Genomic DNA, 18,986 nt, shown 5'->3' on the forward strand with positions numbered 1-18,986 from the left:
GGCGCCGACCGCGTCCGGACCCGCGCTCGTCGAGCTCGTGAGCCGCAGCTGTCCGATCTGCCGGAGCATGGAGCCCGTGGTCGCCGAGGCAGAGCGCGGCTGCCCGGGCGCCCACGTGAGGCGCCGCCTCGTCGAGGAGCCCGAGGGCGCCGCGCTCGCGCGCCGTCACGCGGTCCGCGGGGTCCCCACGTTCCTCGTGCTCGACGGCGCCGGGAGGGAGCTGCGCCGGCTCGTGGGTGCTCAGCCGGTCGACGCGCTGACGGACGCGCTCCAGCTCGCGACGGGACGCATCTGCGACGCGCGGCCGGTCAAGGGCCGGGAGCCGGCGCGCGGGGGGTGAGCGCGGCGGGAGGCCGCGCGCCGGTCGCCGCGGCCTGGCGCGGGGCGGGGGGCTCCCCTCCCATCCGCGCATCCCCGGTGGCGACGTCCCCGGGCGCGTAGCGGGTGAGCAGCGCGACGACGTGGCCGATCGAGAACGGGATCTCCGCGCGGACGAGCACGTGGGCGGGATCGTCGGTCAGCCAGAGGGAGATGTCGCCCCGCGGCGACCCGGGTCCGCCGGTCGGCGCGGTCACGCTCACGCGCACGCAGCGGAACTTCCCCCCGGGCACCGCGACCTCCTCGCGCTCCCGCACCTCGGCGACGAGCGTGAACTGGCGGGAGCCGGAGAGGACCGGGAGCGCGTGGCGCTCGCCGGGCGCGAGCGGCTGGAGGCGGAGCCACAGGAACGCGCTCGACAGCTCGTGGGCGCCCGCTGCGACCGGGAACCGCTTCTCGGAGCGACGGCCCTTCCGCTCCCGGACGAACGTCGCCTCGCCGCGGCCGCGGTCGAAGCGCGAGCGATCCACGTGCAGGTCCCCCGCCTCGAACGCGCGCAGCTCGGAGCCGCGCGGCAGGCGCGCCCGCGCGTCCCAGTACGAGACGAGGTGCTCGCGCAGGTCCAGGAGGCCGGCGATGCCTCGGGTCCGCGCCTCGAAGAACACCGGCCAGATGACCCCCTCCGGCCGTCCGACGGCGATGCGCGCCTCGCCCGCCACGAAGCTCAGGAAGCGGACCTCGAGCAGCGTCTCCTCGCCCGGGGCGAACGTCGCCGCGCGCGGCGATCCGAACGCCGCGATCATCGCGAGCACGGCTGCGATGCGCGCCACCGCGACCTCCTCCCGGACGTCGCGTGCGTGGCGGCAACATCGCGGCGCGACCGGGCGCGAACTTACGCCACCCGGCGCTCGCGCCCGAGGCCCCGCTCAAGTCGCCCGGAAGACCGCGCTTCGCCCGCCCTCCGGGCCGGGGGCGGGCGAGCGGACGGACGCTACATCGCCGCGACGAGCGGCGCGGCGGCGGTCGTCTCGGGCTGGGCGGCCGGGGCGGCCGGCTTCATCTCGACCTTCTCGCCGCTCGCCAGCATCTGGAGCGAGATCGAGAGGAGGCCGGAGATGATCTCCGCGGCGCCGGCCACGTGGACCTTGCGGTAGATGCGCTTGCGGCGCGCCCGGATCGTCTCCGGCGACACGTTCGCGGCCGCCGCCGAGTCCTTGCACGCGAAGCCCTGGGCGATCCTCAGCACCTCGGAGCGCTCGGCCGGGGTCAGGCTCTTCCCGTCCATGTACTTCGCCGCGATGGGGGTGAGCGTATCGATCTCGATGTGAGGCATCTGCGCGCTCCTTCGTGGGTTCGTGTGGTGGGGTCTCGCCGCTTTCACCCGCGCCTCCGCGGGCTGCCCGGTCGTTTGTTCCCCAACCCCTCGCCACGTTAGTCACGCCCCTCCCGGTTGCCACCCCCTCCGTGATCTTTTTTTCGATGCGGCTCCTCACCGCAGGCGGGCGGTACCCCGCCCCCTCATCTTTCCGGCCGCCCGAGCGGAGGTTATCTCCTCTGGGTTTCGAGTGACCCGGCGCGGCGACCCGGCCGCAGGGGAGCTAGGGATCCCACTGCAGAGGGCGGCGGATGGCCGGGAGCAGCGCAGGGGGCTGGCGTCGGGTGGGAGGGGTCGCGATCGCGGTCGCGATCTCGGCGGTCGCCGTGGCCGGCTGCGGCCGCGGCTCGAAGGAGCGCGCGGCGGCGGCGCCCCGCCCGCCGGTGCCGGTCCGGGTGGCGGAGGCGCGGCAGGAGGACGTCCCGAAGGAGCTCGCGGCGGTCGGCTCGGTCCAGCCCTTCGTCACGGTCTCCATCCGGCCGCTCGTGACGGGCGAGATCGTCGGCGTGTTCTTCGGCGAGGGCGACGAGGTCCGCGAGGGGCAGCGCCTGTTCCAGATCGATCCGCGCCCGTACGAGGCCGCGCTCGCCCAGGCGCGCGCGGCGGTGGTCCGTGCGCGCGACCAGGCCGCGAACGCCCGCGCCGACGCGCGGCGCTACGCGGAGCTCGTGAAGCGCGAGTACGTGACGCGGCAGCAGTACGAGGCCGCGCTCGCGAACGCGTCGTCGATGCAGGCCGACGTGGCCGGCCTCGAGGCGGCGGTGCGGAAGGCCGAGCTCGACCTCGTCCACTGCCGCATCGACGCGCCGAGCGCCGGCCGGACCGGCGCGGTGCTCGTGCAGCGCGGCAACGTCGTGCAGGCGAACCAGCAGAACCCGCTCGTCGTCATCACCCAGCTGCGCCCCATCTACGTCTCGTTCACGGTGCCGGAGCAGCACGTGGACGCGCTGCGCGCGGGGGTGGGCCGCCTGCGGGTGATCGCGCGCCGCGCGGACAAGCAGGAGCAGGGGACGCTCTCGTTCGTGAACAACACGGTCGATCCCGCGGCCGGGACGATCCTCGCCAAGGCGACCTTCGAGAACGCGGGCGAGGCGCTCTGGCCGGGGCAGTTCGTGGACGCGCGGGTCGTGCTGGGCGTGCAGCGGGGCGCGGTCGTGGCGCCCGCCGCGGCGATCGTCTCCGGGCAGGCCGGGCCGTACGTCTACGTGGTGGGGCCGGACGACACGGTCGAGCAGCGCCCGGTCGTGGTGGCGCAGGCGACCGCGCGCGAGGTCGTGGTCTCGAGCGGGCTCCGCCCCGGCGAGCGGGTGGTGATCGACGGGCAGCTCGGGCTCGTGCCGAAGGCGCGCGTGGCGGTGAAGGCCGCGCAGGCGGGCGGCGAGGCCGGGGCGCGGACGCAGGCGAGGACGCCGTGAACGTCTCCGGCCCCTTCATCCGCCGGCCGGTCATGACCTCGCTCGTCATGGTCGGCATCCTCGCCTTCGGCGCAGCGGCCTACCGGCTCCTGCCGGTGAGCGATCTGCCGAACGTGGACTTCCCGACGATCCAGGTGACCGCGAACCTCCCCGGCGCGAGCCCGGAGACGATGGCGGCCTCCGTCGCGACCCCGCTCGAGCGGCAGTTCTCCACGATCGCCGGCCTCGCGGCCATGAACTCGGCGTCCTACCTCGGCGCGACGCAGGTGACGCTCCAGTTCGACCTCTCCCGCGATCTCGACGCCGCCGCGCAGGACGTCCAGGCCGCGATCGCCGCGGCGGGCCGGCAGCTCCCGCCCGACCTGCCGACGCCGCCGACGTACCAGAAGGTGAACCCGGCGGACATGCCCATCCTCTACCTCGCGCTCACCTCCCCGACGCTGCCGCTCTCGCAGCTCGACGAGTACGGCGAGACCCTCATGGCGCAGCGGATCTCCAGCGTGTCCGGGGTCGCGCAGGTGCTCGTGTTCGGCTCGCAGAAGTACGCGGTGCGCATCCAGCTCGATCCGCTGCAGCTCACGAGCCGCGGCCTCGGGATCGACGAGGTGTCGGCGGCCGTGTCGGCCGCGAACGTGAACCTGCCGACCGGCACGCTGCAGGGGCCGCACCGCGCCACCACGGTGCAGGCGACCGGCCAGCTCACGGACGCCGCCCAGTACGGGCCGGTGGTGGTGGCCTGGCGGAACGGCTCGCCGGTGCGGCTCAGCGAGGTGGGCCGGGCGCTGGACAGCGTCGAGAACGACAAGACCGCGGCGTGGTACGCGACGCGCGCGGGGATGGACCGCACCATCGTGCTCGCCATCCAGCGCCAGCCCGGCACGAACACCGTCGCGGTCTCCGCCGGCGTGAAGGCGCTCCTCCCGCAGATGCGCAAGCAGCTGCCCGCCTCCGTCTCGGCGGAGGTCCTCTTCGACCGCTCCGTGCCCATCCAGGCGTCGGTGCGGGACGTGAAGTTCACGCTCCTCCTCACGCTCGTCCTCGTGGTGGGCGTCATCTTCCTCTTCCTGCGCAACGTGCGGGCGACCCTCATCCCGAGCCTCGCGCTGCCGATGTCGCTCGTGGGGACGTTCGCGGTGATGTGGCTCCTCGGCTACAGCCTCGACAACCTCTCGCTCATGGCGCTCACGCTGTCGGTCGGGTTCGTGGTGGACGACGCGATCGTCATGCTCGAGAACGTGGTGCGCCACGTCGAGCTGGGAGAGCCGCCGCGCGAGGCGGCGCTCCGCGGGGCGCAGGAGATCGGCTTCACCATCGTCTCCATGACCATCTCGCTCGCCGCCGTGTTCATCCCGGTGCTGTTCATGGGCGGGATCGTGGGGCGGCTGTTCCACGAGTTCGCGGTCACCATCGGCGCCGCGATCCTCGTCTCCGGCTTCGTGTCGCTGTCGCTCACGCCGATGCTGTGCGCGCGCCTCCTCTCCGAGCACGCGGAGCGGCCGCCGGGCCGCTTCTACCGGGTCACGGAGCGCGGCTTCGAGGCGCTCCTCGGCGGGTACCTGCGCGGCCTCTCCTGGTCGCTCTCGCACCGGCGCACCATCCTCGTCGTCACGGCGCTCGCGCTCGCCGCGATGGTGCCGCTCTTCGCGGCCGTCCCGAAGGGCTTCCTCCCGAGCGAGGACACCGGCCAGATCTTCGCCTACACCGAGGCGGCGCAGGGGGTGAGCTGGGAGGCGATGGCGGCGCACCAGCAGGAGGTGGCGGCGATCGCGGCGCAGGACCCGGCGGTGGAGGCGGTCATGTCGAGCGCGGGCGCGCGCGGGGCCACCGCCGCGAACACCGGCGTGATGTTCATGCGCCTGCGGCCGCGGGGCGAGCGGGACGGCGTCGACCGCGTCATCGAGCGGCTCCGCCCCCGCCTCGCGCAGGTCCCCGGGATGCGCGCGTTCGTGCAGAACCCGCCCCCCATCCGCATCGGCGGGCAGCTCACGAAGAGCCAGTACCAGCTCACCCTCCAGGACCCCGACACGGCCGAGCTCTACCGCGTCGCGCCGGAGCTCGAGGCGCGCCTGCGCGGCCTCGCGGGCCTGCGCGACGTGACGAGCGATCTCCAGCTCTCGAACCCCCAGGTCACCGTGAACATCGACCGGGACCGGGCGGCGGCGGTCGGGGTCTCGCCCCGCATCGTGGAGGACGCGCTCTACACCGCGTATGGCTCCCGCCAGATCTCGACCATCTACACCGCGACGAACGAGTACCAGGTCATCATGGAGGTCGCGCCGCGCTACCAGACGGATCAGGCCGCGCTCTCGACGCTGCGCGTCCGCGCGCCCTCCGGCCAGCTCGTGCCGCTCGACTCGCTCGCGCGCCTCGAGAGCGGCGTCGGGCCGCTCTCGGTCTCGCACGCCGGGCAGATCCCCTCGGTCACCATCTCGTTCAACCTCGACCCGGGCACGTCGCTCGGCGCCGCCGTGGGCGACGTGGAGGGGATCGCGCGCCAGGTGCTCCCCGCCAGCGTGTCCACGCGGTTCCAGGGGATCGCCGACGCGTTCCAGTCGTCGCTCTCCGGCCTCGGCTGGCTGCTCCTCCTCGCCGTGGTCGTCATCTACCTCGTGCTCGGGATCCTCTACGAGAGCTACGTCCACCCGATCACCATCCTGACCGCGCTGCCGTTCGCCGGCTTCGGGGCGCTCCTCACGCTGCTCGTGTTCCGGACCGAGCTCTCCATCTACGCGTTCGTCGGCGTCATCATGCTCGTGGGGCTCGTGAAGAAGAACGGCATCATGATGATCGACTTCGCCATCGAGGAGCGGAAGCGCGGGCGCAGCGCGCACGACGCGATCTTCGACGCGTGCCGCATCCGCTTCCGCCCGATCATGATGACGACCCTCGCCGCGCTCATGGGCACGCTCCCCATCGCGCTCGGGCTCGGCGCGGGCGCCGAGTCGCGGCGGCCGCTCGGGCTCGCGGTGGTCGGCGGGCTCGTCTTCTCGCAGGCGCTCACGCTGTTCGTGACGCCGGTGTTCTACACGTACCTCGAGACGTTCTCGGACTGGTTCGCACGGCGGCGCCACCACCGGCTCGAGCTGGTGCGGAACGGGCGCCGGCCCGCCCGGGCGTGACGACCCGCCGGCGACGGTCCGGGCGGACGACCGCCCGCCGGTGCGCGGCGAAGCGCGGCGCGGCGTCGCGGGAGCCCTGAAGGACCGGGACCGGCGCCGCGGCGCGGGGCGTACGCTTCGCGGGAAGGCGGTGCTGGGCGATCGGTGCCGCAGGCCGACTCCCCGCGCATCCGCCCACGCATCCGCACGCTCCACCGGTGCGCCGTACTCGCGCCGGGGGCGCGCCCGAGGCGGAGCATGATCTTCGACGATCGGTCGCAGGCGGGACGGCTGCTCGCGGCGGCGCTGGAAGGATACCGGGGCGAGCGTCCGGTGGTGCTGGGGCTCACGCGCGGAGGCGTGCCGGTCGCCTACGAGGTGGCGCGCGCGCTCGGCGCGCCGCTCGACGTGCTCGTCGCGCGCAAGCTCGGCGCGCCGGGGGATCCCGAGTACGCGGTGGGCGCGATCGCCGAGGGCGGCGCGGTGTACGTCAGCCGGGACGCGGTCCGCGAGACGGGGCTCTCCGAGGAGGAGGTGGCGGTCCTGGCCGAGCGCGAGGCGGCGGAGCTCCAGCGCCGCGTGCGGGCCTACCGCGGCAGCCGGGAGGCCCCGGACGTCGCCGCACGGACGGTGATCCTCGTCGACGACGGGGTCGCGACCGGCGCGACGGCGCGGGCCGCGGCGCGCGCGGCCCGGCGCTGGGGCGCGGCGCGGGTGGCGCTCGCCGCTCCGGTCATCGCGGCGCAGACCGCGGCGGAGCTGCGCCCGGACCTCGACGACGTCGTCGCGCTCGAGCGCCCGCGCGACTTCCGCGCGGTGGGCGCGTGGTACCGGCGCTTCGCGCAGGTCGGCGACGCGGAGGTGCTCTCCTGCGTCGAGCGCGCCCGCCGCGAGGCGGGGGACGAGGAGCTCTGGGGCGGCGACTGGAACGCTCCGGGCGGCGAGGAGGAGCGCGCGTCCGAGGCGGCGCCGGAGGTGGAGGAACGCTACCACGCCATCCCGTTCGACGGGTCGCGGCGCGGCCCGGGCGCGCTCGAGGCGGCGCTCGCGGTGCCGATGCAGGCCGCGGGGCTCGTCGCGTTCGTCCACGGGAGCGGCGCGTCGCGGCGGAGCCCGCGCGACCGCCACGTGGCGCGGGCGCTCCAGCGCGCCGGGCTCGCCACCCTGCTCTTCGATCTCCTCACTCCGGAGGAGAGCGCCGAGGACCAGCGCTCCGGGGAGCTCCGCTTCGACCTCGAGCTCCTCGCCGGGCGGGCGGTCGCGGCGGTGCGCTGGGCCGCCGCCCACCCCGACACGCGCGCGCTCCGGCTCGGACTCTTCGGCGCGGGCACCGGCGCCGCGGTGGCGCTCCTCGCCGCGGCGGCCGAGCCCGAGCGCGTCGCGGCCGTCGTCTCACGCGGCGGGCGCCCCGACCTCGTGGACCCGGCGACGCTCCGGCGCATCGCCGCGCCGGTGCTCCTCGTCGTCGGCAAGCGAGACGGCGGGATCCTCGCGCGGAGCTCCGAGGCCCTGCCGTTCCTGCGCCAGGGCGCCCTGGAGATCGTGCCCGGCGCGTCGCACCTGTTCGACGAGGCGGGCGCGCTCGACGCGGTGGCGCGCCAGGCGGCGCGCTTCTTCACGCTCCACCTCGGCCGCGCGCAGGCGTCCGGCGCGCCGCCGCCGCGCTGAGCGTCAGCTCGTCGCGAGCAGCTCCGCGAGCGGCCGCTCCTCGCGCAGCCGCCGGATCGCCTCGGCCAGGAGCGGCGCGAGCGGCACGACCTCCGTCGCGAGCCCGGGCAGCGCGGGGACCGGGAGGGCGTCGGTGACGACGAGGCGCGCGAGGGAGAGGGCCGCGAGCCGCTCCGCCGCGCCGGGCACGAGGAGCGGATGCGTCGCCGCGACGACGACCTCGGGGCGGCAGCCCGCCTCGAGGAGCGTCCGCACCGCCGCCTCGATCGTCGCGCCGGTGCTGATCATGTCGTCGACGACGATGGGCGCCCGCCCGGCCACCTCGCCGGAGACGCCGCGGACCGCGACCTCGCGCGCCGAGAGCCGCGCCTTGTGCACGCACGCGGAGGGCAGCCCGAGGAGGCGGCCGAACGCCTCGGCGCGCTTCGCGGCGCCCAGGTCCGGGGCGACGACCACCGCGTCCCGGGGCGCGACGCGGGCGATGGCCTCGGCGAGCGCCGGGATCGCGGTGAGGTGATCGAGCGGCACCGAGAAGAAGCCCTCCGCGGCGGCGCCGTGAACGTCCACCGCGAGCACCCGGTCGGCGCGCGCGGAGAGGAGGTCCGCCGCGAGCCGGATCCCGAGCGGCTCGCCGTCGGCGCGGCGGCGATCCTGCCGCGCCCAGGCGAGGTACGGCACCACGGCGGTGATGCGCGCCGCGCCCGCGCGCCGGCAGGCGTCGGCGAGGAACAGGAGCTCCAGCAGGTGCGCGTCGGGCGGCGGCGCGAGCGGCTGGACCAGGTACACGTCGGCGCCGCGGACGGGCTCCTTCACCGTGACGTGGAGCTCGCCGTCGGGGAAGCGCTCGAGCGTCCGCGCCGCGGGCGTGAGCCCGAGCGCGTCCGCGAGCGCCGCGGTGAGGGCGGGGTGGATGCTCCCGCCGACCAGGATCGGCTTCATCGGTCGCTCCAGCGGCACGCGCCCACGCACGGAGAGGGGCCGCTGTGGAGGCGGCCCCCCGTGCCCAGGGACATGACCTCGTGCGCGCGAGCCGTGACCGTGCGCCGGACGCGCGCCCGGTCTTCACGGTCAGGAGCGGGAACGTCCCGCGGTGCCTCCGGCCTCACGAGAGGACCGTCGCGAGGATCCGCGCGTTCCCCGGGCAGTTCCAGGATACGCCTCCGGCCGGCGGCGGGATCGGCGTCCCGTGGGCTCGCCCCTCCGCGGTGCCCCGCCCGCGCGGTGCGCGCTCCGGCGGGGGCCGTCATCCGGCCTTGGCGGGCGGCGGGTGCTGGGTCGCGGCGAGCTGGCGCAGGCGCAGGCCGCGCGCCAGGTCGAAGGACGAGACGACGCCCACGAGCCTCCCGTCGTCCGCGACCGCGAGGTGGTCGTTGCCGCGCGGCTGGAGCTCCGCGATGACGTCGACCACGCGGTCGCCCGGCGCGACGACGCGCGCCGGCTCCATGGCCGCGCTCACCTGGGTAGTCCGGCGCTCCTCGACCGGCAGCTTCTCCACCGCCTCGAGCCGCACGAACCCCGCGGCGCGCCCCCCCTCGATCACCGGCAGCGCGACCCGCCGCTCGCGCAGCATCCGCTCACCCACCGCGAACACCGTCTCGTCGGACGTGACCGCGCTCGGCGAGGGCGTCATGATCTCCCTCACCCGCAGGTCCCCGAGCATCGCGCGCACGAGCACGTCGTGCTCCTCCGCGTGCGCCCCCGCCCACACGAAGAACGCCACGAGGATGAGGAGCGGGTTCCCCGCCGCGAAGCCGAGCGCCGCGAAGAAGGCGGCGAAGGCCTTGCCCACGTTGGCGGCGATCCGCGTGGCCTCCGCCGCGCTGCGCCGCCGCGCCAGCACGGCGCGGAGGACGCGGCCGCCGTCCATGGGGAACGCGGGCAGGAGGTTGAACACGCCGAGCGCGACGTTGACGCGCGCGAGCGCCTCGAGCGCGAACGCGGCCGGCTGGGCGCCGGCGCGGAGCGCCGCCGCGGAGAGCCCGGCGGCGAGGAGGGCGAGGGCGAGGCTCGCCGCCGGTCCGGCGACGGCGACGCGCGCCTCGGCGCGCATGTCGGCGAGCGGCTCGGCCACCTCGGTGACGCCGCCGATGACCATGAGCGTGATCGCTCGCACCTTCCCGCCGCGGCGCACGAGGACGAAGCAGTGCGCGAGCTCGTGCAGGAGCACCGAGACGAACAGGCCCGCGGCGAGCGCGAGGCCCCAGGCCCAGCGCGGCCCGGGGAGCCGCTCCGGCGGGACGCCCGCGAGGCCCGCGAGCTCCGGCACGGCGCGCGCGAACATCCACGCGAGGAACGGCAGCGCGAGGAGCAGCGTCACGTCGAGCCGGATGCGGATGCCGCCCACCCGGCCGATCTCGAGCCCCGTCCTCGCCATCTCCGCTCGCTCCGCCGCGCCGTACGTACGCGCCCGGCGAGGAGATCTTCGCGCCCGGCCCGCCTCCGCGCCCCGGTCCGCAGGGGCCTCACGGCACGCGCGCGAGCGCCAGGTCGCCGCGGGAGCGGGCATCTCCCCGCCAGCCCGCTCGCGCGTCCCGCGCCACCGTCGCGCGCGGGGCCGTGGGCGTCAGCCGAGCTCCCGGCGCAGCCGCGCTGCGTCTGCGTCGCTCGCCCCGGCGAGGCGGATGCGCTCCCCCGAGGCGGCGCCGACGCCGATCTCCGCCGCTCGCCGCATCATGGGCAGATCCCAGATCGAGCCGCGGCCGATCCGGTCGTTCGCCCCGGCGATGCGGAGGAACGCGAGGCCCACGGCGTCGAGCGCGAGCGGGTCCGTGCTCGCCGCGATGACGTCGGGCCTGCAGCGGTCGCCCTGGTCGGGCCCGCCGTCCGCGAAGCCCGCGCGGCCGTCGAGGAGGACGAGCGAGGGACGTGCGACGAGCGAGATCTCGGCGAGCCGGGCGCGCAGGCCCGACCCGAGGTGCATCCGGACGCGGGCCGCGCCGTCCACGATCCCGACCGCGTTCTTCATGGCCATGGTGAAGTCGCCCCGCGAGTGCGTCCGCGGCGTGCAGAGCCCGATGATGTGGTCGGCGGCCAGCACCGGGCGGTAGATGCGGAGCGTCCGGTCCGGCCAGTTCACCGCGAGCGGGTGGCGAACCCAGGCGACGTCCGCGTCCTCGAGCGCGAGGCAGGGGATCTCGAGCGAGCGCGCCGCGTCCAGGATGCCGGTGCGCTCGAACGCGGCCCGGGTCGAGTGCAGGAACATGGTGCGGTCCGCGACGAACGGCGCGCCGCCGGCCTCGAGCACGAGCCGGGCGACGATCTGGAGGACCTCGGGATCCGTCGTCGCGGGGTAGGCGTTCCCGCTGTTCACGGCGGGCTTCAGCAGGACGGAGTCCCCGGGGCGGATGAACCCGAGGCCCCCGGCGAGCCGGACGGCCTCCTCCACCGCGGCGCGAAGGCTCGGCGAGGCGGACGGACGCACCACGGCCACGGTGCTCTTCGCGGGCGGGCTCGGCGAGTCCGGCAGCGCGTGCGATCGCGCGCCCGCGGGCGTCGAGCGCGCGCCCCCGGAGGTGGCGTAGAGGGCGGCCGCGGACGCCGCGCCGAGCGCGCCCGCGAGGAAGCTGCGCCGGCCGAGCCGGCGATGGAAGGGCCGGTCCATCTAGTGCGCGTGCGTGAGCATCCCGAGGACGATCCAGAGCGCCATCGCGAACCCGAGGACGCCCACCGCGAGCCGCGCCCGCGCGCGCCACGCGTGCGCCGTGGCGCCGCCGCCCGGCGCGAGCCCGGCGATCCCGTCCCAGAGGAGCACGGCGGAGGCGATCCCGATGAACAGGACGAGCGCCAGCGCGAGCAGCCGGGTGACGAAGGACGGGGTCACGATCTCATTCTTGCGCTCCGCGGCGGCCGGCGCGGCCCTTCGCGCGGGGCGTCTCGGCCGGAGCCGGGGCGGCGTGGGACCGGGCGTGCGGGCGGTCGGCATGACCCCGCGGGGACCCCACGAGAACGCGCGACGGGGCGCGAGGATCGTGAGGTGATCTCCGGGACGCACGGCCTCGCCGGAGGCTCGCATGCTCGTCCGGGCGCTCCTCTCGATCCTCACGTTGCTCCTCGCCGCGGGGGCCCGGGAGGGCGCGTGCGCCGGCCCGGCGCGTCCCGCGGCGTCCCCGGAGGCGGCGCGGGCGCGGATGGTGGACGACCAGCTCGCGGGGCGCGGCATCCGCGACGCGCGGGTGCTCGCGGCCATGCGCGAGGTGCCGCGCGAGCGCTTCGTGGCGCCGGAGTGGCGCGCGTACGCGTACGAGGACGAGCCGCTCCCCATCGGGCGCGGGCAGACCGTGAGCCAGCCCTACGTGGTCGCGCTCATGGCGCAGGCGCTCGCGCTCCGCGGCGGGGAGCGCGTCCTCGAGGTCGGCTCGGGCTCGGGCTACGCGGCCGCGGTGCTGTCCCGCGCCGCGGCGGAGGTGTACGGGATCGAGCTCGAGCCGGAGCTGCACGCGCGCAGCGTCGAGACGCTCCGGCAGCTCGGCTACGCGAACGTGCACCTCCGCGCCGGGGATGGCTTCCAGGGCTGGCCGGAGGCGGCGCCCTTCGACGCGATCGTCGTGAGCTGCGCCGTGGAGCGGCTCCCCCCGCCGCTCCTCGCCCAGCTCGCGGAGGGGGGGAGGATCGTCTATCCCGCAGGGCCGGCGGGCGGAGTCCAGACGCTGGTGGTCGTGAAGAAGCTGCCGGGCGGGCTGCTCGAGGAGCGCCTCGCGCCCGTGCAGTTCGTCCCGATGCGGCGTGGCCGCTGACGGACGCCTGCTTCACGGACAGAGCGGCGGCGGGTGCGCTCCGCCCGGGGCCGTCCGGCTCGCCCGCGAGCAGATCCCGCCGTCGCGCAGGTCGGCGCAGGAGCGGGCGCAGATGCAGCGGCTCTCGTCGAGGCCGAGCGCGGGCGAGGTGTAGGAGACGACGCAGCCCGAGGCGTGGCCCTCGCCGTCCCCGCAGGCGAAGAGGGTCGCGTCGAGCCCGGGGCAGCACGCATCGAGGCGGGCGACCGCCTCCAGGCAGGCGAGCTCGCCCTCACCACCGACGCCGCACTGGCCGCCCGCCAGCGCGATCGCCGCGGCGCCCACGGCCGCTCGCGCGGCGAGCCGCATGGCATCCTCCCGCCGTCACGCGCGCCACGCCGGCGCGGGCGACATCTCGACGCCGTCCACCCGCGTCCCGCAGGCCGGGCAGCAGCCGTTCTCGACCCGGTTCCGGAGCACGTGGAACCCGTAGCGCTCCACGAGGAGCGCGCCGCACAGGTGGCAGCGCGTGGTCTCTCCATCCGAGCCGGGGACGTTCCCCTCGTAGACGTGGCGGAGCCCGGCGGCGCGGCCGATCCGCGCGGCGCGGTCGAGGGTGTCGACCGGCGTGAACGGCCGGTCGAGCATCTTGTACGCCGGGTAGAACTGGGACACGTGCCACGGCACCTCGGGGCCGACCGAGCGGACGAACTCCGCGATCTGGCGCAGCTCCGCGTCCGAGTCGTTCACGCCGGGGATGACGAGCGTCGTCACCTCCACCCAGACGCCGAGCGCGCGGTACAGGCGGATCGCCTCCAGGATCGGCTCGAGCCGGGCGCGGCTCACCCGGCGGTAGCTCTCGGGGTCGAAGAACTTCAGGTCCACGTTGGCCGCGTCGAGCACCGTCGCGATCTCGCGCAGCGGCGCCTCGGAGATGAAGCCGTTCGTCACGAACACGTTCCTGAGGCCGCGCGCCCGCGCCAGCACCGCGGTGTCGTGGGCGAGCTCGTAGAACACGGTGGGCTCCGTGTACGTGTACGCGATCGAGCGGCAGCCGCTGGCGAGGGCGCGCTCGACGATCTCCTCGGGTGAGATCTCCTCGCCCACCACGGCCTCCGCCGCGGCCGCGAGCTGCGGGCAGACGAGCTCGGTCGCCTCGCGGTTCCCGCGCGCGTCGATCGTGCGCGGGAGGTGCTCCTTCGGCCACTGCGACACCGTCCAGTTCTGGCAGAACGCGCAGCGCAGGTTGCAGCCGACCGTGGCGATGGAGTACGCGAGCGAGCCCGGGAGGAAGTGGAAGAGCGGCTTCTTCTCGATGGGATCGACGCCGCGCGACACCACCCGGTCGTAGACGAGGGTGTAGAGCGTGCCCCGCACGTTGAAGCGGACGCCGCACGCGCCGCGCCCGCCGGCGCGGATGTGGCAGTCGTGGGGGCAGAGGGTGCAGCGCACCTCGTCGTCCGGCCGCCGCTCGTAGAACCGCGCCTCGTGCAGCGCCGCCATGGAGAACCGTCCCGGCGCCCGCGCGCCGCTCCGCCCGCGTCGTCGGGCCGGAGCGCGGCGCCTCGCGCCGCACGCCACGCACCGAGTAGAGCACCGTCGGAGGAGCCGCTCCCCGCCCAGGGCGGGGTCGCCCGGGGTGGCGGCCTCGGCCGGGAGCGGCCGGAGCGCGCCGCGCCCGTCAGGCGGACTGGGACAGGAGGAAGCGCGCGAACGCCGAGTCGGTCCGCGTGAGGTGGTCCTTCAGCCAGCGCGAGAGATAGGTCCCGATCTTCATCGCCTCGAGCCCCGGACCGCCGCGTCGCTCGTGCTCGTCGGACATCCGCAGGATGTCCTTCACGAAGCGGTCGTGCTCCGCCTTGTGCTCGGCGTAGCCCTCGTAGCGGACGTCGCGCATCCAGGCCTCCTCCGCGCCGAAGTGCGTGACGCAGTACATGCGGAGGTAGGAGAGGAGGATCCCGATCTCCTGGCGATCCGCGGTGTCGAGGCTCGCCACGAACCGCTCGGCGCGCCGGAACAGCTCCTGGTGCTGCTCGTCGATCTCGACGATGCCCACGGCCAGGGACGGCGTCCACTTCAGCATGGTTCCTCCGCGCCGCCGCTCGGGCTCGTTGCGGCTCGAACGATTCGGGAACGGGGAGGATGTCACGAAAGCGGGGGGGCAGAGCTTGAGCGCGGTCAGATCTCCCCTGCCTCGGCCCGGCAGGGGAGGGCGGCAGGCGAGCGCTCGCGCCGGAGCCGATCGCGCCCTCGGACCGCTCCGCCCGCCGCTCAGCCATCGCGAGCACGCCCTTCCCCGTGGGCAACATTCACCTGAGGTGTACGACCGAGGTGAGCGGCCGCGAGCCCGATCGCGAGGAGGGAGCTCGGTCGCTGCCGTCGCGGCACCGGTTCCGGAGGGCCACCGTCGTCCCGGGCGTGGGTCCACCGGAGCGGCCGCCGTGGCCGCCGCTGCCCTCCGGCGGCAGGCCTTCGCATAGGTCCGGTGCGCCCCGGGCCCGCGCCCGCGCAAGGGCGATCCGCGTGCGGTCGCATGCTGCAACGGCGGGCGGGCGGCCCGCCATGCCGCGTATCATGCTGACATCATTGACTAAATCGTCGTGACTGGCGGTGGCCGGAGAGACGCCGGCCGAGCCGGCGCTGCGCTCGCGGGCCCCCGTTCCCCCCGGCAAACGAGCGCGATATCGCTCCCGACGCGACCCTGCCCCCGACGGCCCGGACGGAGAGGGTCCCGCCGGCCGAACGAAACTCCCCCGCGAGTACGCTCGACGCGGAGCGCGCGCTGGGTTAAACCTCGGCGGCCTCGTTTCGAGGCGCATCGACGCGGCAACTCAATGCCGCCGATTCAGAAGAAAAGAGTAAGAGTAATGGCGACCGGTACCGTGAAGTGGTTCAACGACGCGAAGGGCTTCGGGTTCATCACGCAGGACGGCGGTGGCGAGGACGTGTTCTGCCACCACACCGCGATCCAGGCGCAGGGGTTCCGCACCCTCGCCGAGGGTCAGAAGGTGGAGTTCGACGTTCAGCGCGGCCCGAAGGGCCTCCAGGCGGCGAACGTCCGCCCGCTGTAAGCCGCTTCACGTCTGAGATGAAAGCCCGGTTCCTCGCGAGAGGGGCCGGGCTTTCGTACGTCCGGGGCTCCCGAGGTCGGAGTCAGGCGACGAGCAGGAGAGCTCGAGCCTCGCGAGCTCCCGCGCACAGGTGATCGAAGGCGGCGCGGAGCGGCTCCCGGAGCGCCCGCGTCCGCGAGCTTGCGCAGCGGACGACGATCCATCGGAGTGCGCCCGTCTCGCTCCACTCCTCTCGCGGTCTCCGGAGAACCGCGCGTCGATCGCTGTCGGCGCCGGCGTGCGCAGGCACGGCCGGTGCGCACGGGCGGCTGGCCCCGGATCTCGTTGCGCCTCCAAGGGATGGGCGTCCTCGCCGGACCCGGGCCCGGCCGGGCACGAGGTCTCTTCCCGACGCACTTGGATTCCTCCCCCGACCGCGAGTAGGGTGTCGCCGTCTTCCGCAGGCGCCGCTTCGATCGGGCGGCAGGAGGAGGTCGCGTGGCTCACGTCGACGTCCGTGAGATGCCGGTGCTCCACGAGGAGTGCTGCAAGGGCTGCGGCAGATGTCGGGAGGCCTGCGCGCGCGCCTGCATCGCGCCCGGCACCGACATCAACGAGCTCTCCGGGCTCGTCCCCATCGTCCTGAGCCTCGACGCCTGCAACGGCTGCGGGCTGTGCGCCGAGGCGTGCCCCGAGCCGTACGGGCTCGAGATGGCGCTCCCGGGGGCGGCGCGCGAGCCCGCCGCCGTGGCGCCGCGCGCGCGCTTCGTCCCCCCGCCGGACGAGCCGGACGCGCGGGTGCCGCTGCCGCACTCGCCCCCGCTCGTCGTGAAGGGCACGCACGCGTCGGCCATCGGCGCGCTGCTCGCCGGCTGCCGCCACTTCTTCGGCTACCCGATCACGCCGTCCACCGAGGGCGCCGAGCTCATGGCGAAGCTCCTGCCCGCGCTGGGCGGCAGCTTCGTCCAGGCGCCGAGCGAGGTCGCGGCCGTCAACATGATGTACGGCGCGGCCGGCGCGGGGCGGCGGACGATGACGTTCACGTCCTCCCCCGGCTTCAGCCTGATGCTCGAGGGCGTCTCCTACCTCATCGGCGCCGAGCTCCCCGCCGTCTTCGTGAACGTGATGCGCGCCGGGCCCGGGCTCGGGAACATCGGGCCCGAGCAGTCGGACCTGAAGCTCGCCTGCCGCGGCCTCGGCCACGGGAGCACGCACGCCATCGTGCTCGCGCCGGCGACGCCGCAGGAGATGCTCGACTTCACGATGCTCGCCTTCGAGCTCGCCTTCCGCTACCGGAACCCGGTGGTGGTCGCGGCCGACGGGCACCTCGGCCAGATGACCGGCAAGGTGGAGCTGCCGCGCGCGCTCGTCCGGCCGGGGCTCCCGGGCTGGGCCGTGTCGGGCGACGGCCCGCACCGCGGGAACCTCCACTCCTCGATCCTGCTGCGCGAGGCGGACCAGGAGGCCCACAACCTCCACCTCTTCGACAAGTACGCGCGCATGACCGCCGCGGAGCAGCGCGTCGAGACCCTCCACTGCGAGGACGCCGAGACGCTCGTCGTCGCCTGCGGCACCCCGGCGCGCATGGCGTCGGGGGCGGTGGCCGCGCTCCGCGCCGAGGGCGTGCGGGTCGGGCTGTTCCGCCCGCAGACGGTCTGGCCGTTCCCGGTCGCCGCGCTCCTCCCGCTCGTCCGCCGGGCGCGCCGCATCGTCGTGGTCGAGGCGAGCGACGGGCAGCTCGAGGACGAGCTCCGGCTCGCGCTGAGCCACGCGGGCGTCGGCGGAGAGGTGCCCATCGAGCACGTGCGGCGGCACGGAGGCATCCTGCCGTCGCAGCTCGAGATCGCCGCGGGGGTACGGAAGTCCGCGGGAAGGCGGGTGACGGCGTGAGCGTCTTCTACGAGCGGTTCGAGCGGCACGATCACGCCGAGGGCATCAAGGGGCGCAGCACCCACTACTGCCCCGGCTGCGGCCACGGGCTCGTGCACCGCTACCTCGCCGAGGCCATCGAGGAGCTCGGGATCCAGGACCGGACCATCGCGGTGTCGCCGGTCGGCTGCAGCGTGTTCCTCTACTACTACCTGGACGTCGGCCACACGCAGGCGGCGCACGGCCGCGCGCCCGCGGTCGCGCTCGGCCACAAGCTCTCGAACCCGGACAGCGTGGTGGTGAGCTACCAGGGCGACGGCGACCTCGCCTCCATCGGCCTCACCGAGATCCTCCACGCCGCGCAGCTCGGCGTGCCCCTGTCGGTCGTGTTCGTGAACAACGCGATCTACGGCATGACCGGCGGTCAGACCGCGCCCACCACGCTCATGGGCCAGAAGACCACCACCTCGCCGCACGGGCGCGACCTCTCCATGGGCCTGCCGCTCAAGATGGCGGAGCTCATCGCCCAGCTCGACGGCCCGGTGTACGTGGAGCGGGTGGCGCTCTTCGACGCGAAGCAGCGGGTGCGCGCGGCGAAGGCGGTGAAGAAGGGCCTAGAGCTCCAGGCGGAGGGGAAGGGCTTCTCCTTCGTCGAGGTGCTCGCCGAGTGCCCGACGCACCTGCGCCTCTCCGCCGAGGAGGCGGAGCGCTGGGTGAAGGAGAAGATGGTCCCGGTCTTCCCGCTGGGCGTGAAGAAGGACGTCTCGGCGACCGCGAGCTTCGACGCGTGGCGCACGCCCACGTACGCGGCGGACGCGGTGCTCGAGGCGATCGACGCGCGGCAGGCGGAGGCGCCGCGCTACGCGCAGGGCTTCCCCGCCACGCCGTTCGGCGGCGACGAGCTCGGCCTCAAGTTCGCCGGCTCGGGGGGCGACGGCGCGCAGACGGCGGCGATGCTGATGGTCCACGCGGCCGTGAACGAGGGGCTCGACGCGACGCACATCCCGAGCTACGGCCCGGAGTCGCGCGGCGGCACCTCCTACGCCGACGTGCGGATCGCGCGCACGCAGGTGCTCTCCCCCGACGTGCCCTCGCCGCACGCGCTCGTCGCCTTCAACGCCCCGAGCCTCGCCAAGTTCGGGGCCACGGTCGCGCCCGGCGGGATCGCGCTCTACGACCGCTCCGTGATCCGCGAGCCGCACGCGCTCCCGCCCGGCGTCCGCGCGCTGGGCGTGCCCCTCTCCGAGATCGCGGCGGAGCTCGGCCAGCCGCTCGTGAAGAACGTGGTCGCCATCGGCGCGCTGCAGGGGGCCACCGGGCTCTTCCCCGCCGAGACCGTCCTCGCCGTCATCCGCCAGGCGCTGCAGAAGCGCCCTGCGCTCGTCGCGGTGAACGCCGAGGCGTTCGCCCGCGGCGCGCGCGCCGTCGAGCGGGGCTGGGGCAGCGCGGGCTGAGCGCGGCCGAGCGCGCGCGGCGAGGCC

General features: G+C 75.2%; 17 protein-coding genes. 8 read left to right on the forward strand and 9 right to left on the reverse strand.

Features of this window, described 5'->3' with window-relative positions:
- Positions 1–340 (forward strand): thioredoxin family protein (locus MNY60_RS19925; protein WP_242361573.1); only part of this gene is annotated, 340 nt, incomplete at its 5' end.
- Here the strand turns inward: MNY60_RS19925 and MNY60_RS19930 are convergent.
- Both MNY60_RS19930 and MNY60_RS19935 read right to left on the reverse strand, forming a co-directional pair.
- Positions 309–1,148, reverse strand: a complete 840-nt coding sequence (locus tag MNY60_RS19930; protein ID WP_242340483.1) for a DUF3108 domain-containing protein — start codon at positions 1,146–1,148, stop codon at positions 309–311. The genes MNY60_RS19925 and MNY60_RS19930 overlap by 32 nt on opposite strands.
- A gap of 161 nt (positions 1,149–1,309) precedes the next feature.
- Positions 1,310–1,651, reverse strand: coding sequence for a LuxR C-terminal-related transcriptional regulator (locus MNY60_RS19935; protein ID WP_242340484.1), 342 nt, complete (start codon positions 1,649–1,651; stop codon positions 1,310–1,312).
- A 293-nt stretch (positions 1,652–1,944) separates the two neighbouring features.
- On the opposite strand from MNY60_RS19935, the gene MNY60_RS19940 reads away from it, so the two are divergent.
- The 3 genes from MNY60_RS19940 to MNY60_RS19950 all read left to right on the forward strand — a co-directional run bounded on the left by MNY60_RS19940 (position 1,945) and on the right by MNY60_RS19950 (position 7,874).
- Positions 1,945–3,108: an efflux RND transporter periplasmic adaptor subunit gene (locus MNY60_RS19940; protein WP_242340485.1), complete on the forward strand. Its 1,164-nt coding sequence runs from the start codon at positions 1,945–1,947 to the stop codon at positions 3,106–3,108.
- Complete coding sequence (locus tag MNY60_RS19945; RefSeq protein ID WP_242340486.1) at positions 3,105–6,227, forward strand: efflux RND transporter permease subunit; 3,123 nt, start codon at positions 3,105–3,107, stop codon at positions 6,225–6,227. The genes MNY60_RS19940 and MNY60_RS19945 overlap by 4 nt, the downstream gene beginning before the upstream one ends.
- Before the next feature lie 237 nt (positions 6,228–6,464).
- Positions 6,465–7,874 (forward strand): phosphoribosyltransferase family protein, encoded by a 1,410-nt coding sequence (locus tag MNY60_RS19950; protein WP_242340487.1) that lies wholly within the window; start codon positions 6,465–6,467, stop codon positions 7,872–7,874.
- A 3-nt stretch (positions 7,875–7,877) separates the two neighbouring features.
- On the opposite strand, the gene MNY60_RS19955 is transcribed toward MNY60_RS19950, so the two are convergent.
- From MNY60_RS19955 to MNY60_RS19970, 4 genes are all read right to left on the reverse strand, one after another.
- Positions 7,878–8,813 carry a ribose-phosphate pyrophosphokinase gene (locus MNY60_RS19955; protein WP_242340488.1) on the reverse strand — a complete coding sequence of 312 codons (936 nt, stop codon included), beginning with the start codon at positions 8,811–8,813 and terminating at the stop codon, positions 7,878–7,880.
- A gap of 304 nt (positions 8,814–9,117) precedes the next feature.
- Positions 9,118–10,248, reverse strand: a complete 1,131-nt coding sequence (locus MNY60_RS19960) for a site-2 protease family protein (RefSeq protein WP_242340489.1) — start codon at positions 10,246–10,248, stop codon at positions 9,118–9,120.
- Between the two features lie 189 nt (positions 10,249–10,437).
- A complete protein-coding gene (locus MNY60_RS19965) occupies positions 10,438–11,475 on the reverse strand; it encodes a DUF362 domain-containing protein (protein ID WP_242340490.1) in 1,038 nt (345 codons plus the stop codon).
- Positions 11,476–11,694 carry a hypothetical protein gene (locus MNY60_RS19970; protein WP_242340491.1) on the reverse strand — a complete coding sequence of 73 codons (219 nt, stop codon included), beginning with the start codon at positions 11,692–11,694 and terminating at the stop codon, positions 11,476–11,478.
- Between the two features lie 307 nt (positions 11,695–12,001).
- Here MNY60_RS19970 and MNY60_RS19975 point away from each other — a divergent pair, with 307 nt between their 5' ends.
- Complete coding sequence (locus MNY60_RS19975; protein ID WP_242340498.1) at positions 12,002–12,607, forward strand: protein-L-isoaspartate(D-aspartate) O-methyltransferase; 606 nt, start codon at positions 12,002–12,004, stop codon at positions 12,605–12,607.
- A gap of 12 nt (positions 12,608–12,619) precedes the next feature.
- Here the strand turns inward: MNY60_RS19975 and MNY60_RS19980 are convergent, their stop codons facing one another.
- The 3 genes from MNY60_RS19980 to MNY60_RS19990 all read right to left on the reverse strand — a co-directional run bounded on the left by MNY60_RS19980 (position 12,620) and on the right by MNY60_RS19990 (position 14,669).
- Positions 12,620–12,955 carry a hypothetical protein gene (locus MNY60_RS19980; protein WP_242340492.1) on the reverse strand — a complete coding sequence of 112 codons (336 nt, stop codon included), beginning with the start codon at positions 12,953–12,955 and terminating at the stop codon, positions 12,620–12,622.
- Positions 12,956–12,970: 15 nt separating this feature from the next.
- Positions 12,971–14,089 (reverse strand): AmmeMemoRadiSam system radical SAM enzyme, encoded by a 1,119-nt coding sequence (amrS, locus tag MNY60_RS19985; RefSeq protein WP_242356382.1) that lies wholly within the window; start codon positions 14,087–14,089, stop codon positions 12,971–12,973.
- 178 nt (positions 14,090–14,267) lie between these two features.
- Positions 14,268–14,669: a bacteriohemerythrin gene (locus MNY60_RS19990; protein WP_242340494.1), complete on the reverse strand. Its 402-nt coding sequence runs from the start codon at positions 14,667–14,669 to the stop codon at positions 14,268–14,270.
- 784 nt (positions 14,670–15,453) lie between these two features.
- Here MNY60_RS19990 and MNY60_RS19995 point away from each other — a divergent pair.
- The 3 genes from MNY60_RS19995 to MNY60_RS24395 all read left to right on the forward strand — a co-directional run bounded on the left by MNY60_RS19995 (position 15,454) and on the right by MNY60_RS24395 (position 18,959).
- Entirely contained in the window at positions 15,454–15,657 is a 204-nt protein-coding gene (locus MNY60_RS19995) for a cold-shock protein (protein WP_242340495.1), read from the forward strand.
- A gap of 477 nt (positions 15,658–16,134) precedes the next feature.
- Positions 16,135–17,526, forward strand: coding sequence for a 3-methyl-2-oxobutanoate dehydrogenase subunit VorB (vorB, locus tag MNY60_RS20000; RefSeq protein ID WP_242340496.1), 1,392 nt, complete (start codon positions 16,135–16,137; stop codon positions 17,524–17,526).
- Complete coding sequence (locus tag MNY60_RS24395; RefSeq protein ID WP_242340497.1) at positions 17,523–18,959, forward strand: 2-oxoacid:acceptor oxidoreductase family protein; 1,437 nt, start codon at positions 17,523–17,525, stop codon at positions 18,957–18,959. The genes vorB and MNY60_RS24395 overlap by 4 nt, the downstream gene beginning before the upstream one ends.
- Positions 18,960–18,986 lie beyond the last annotated feature (27 nt).

Source organism: Anaeromyxobacter sp. SG17, from assembly GCF_022690695.1.
Taxonomy (GTDB): Bacteria; Myxococcota; Myxococcia; order Myxococcales; family Anaeromyxobacteraceae; genus Anaeromyxobacter; species Anaeromyxobacter soli.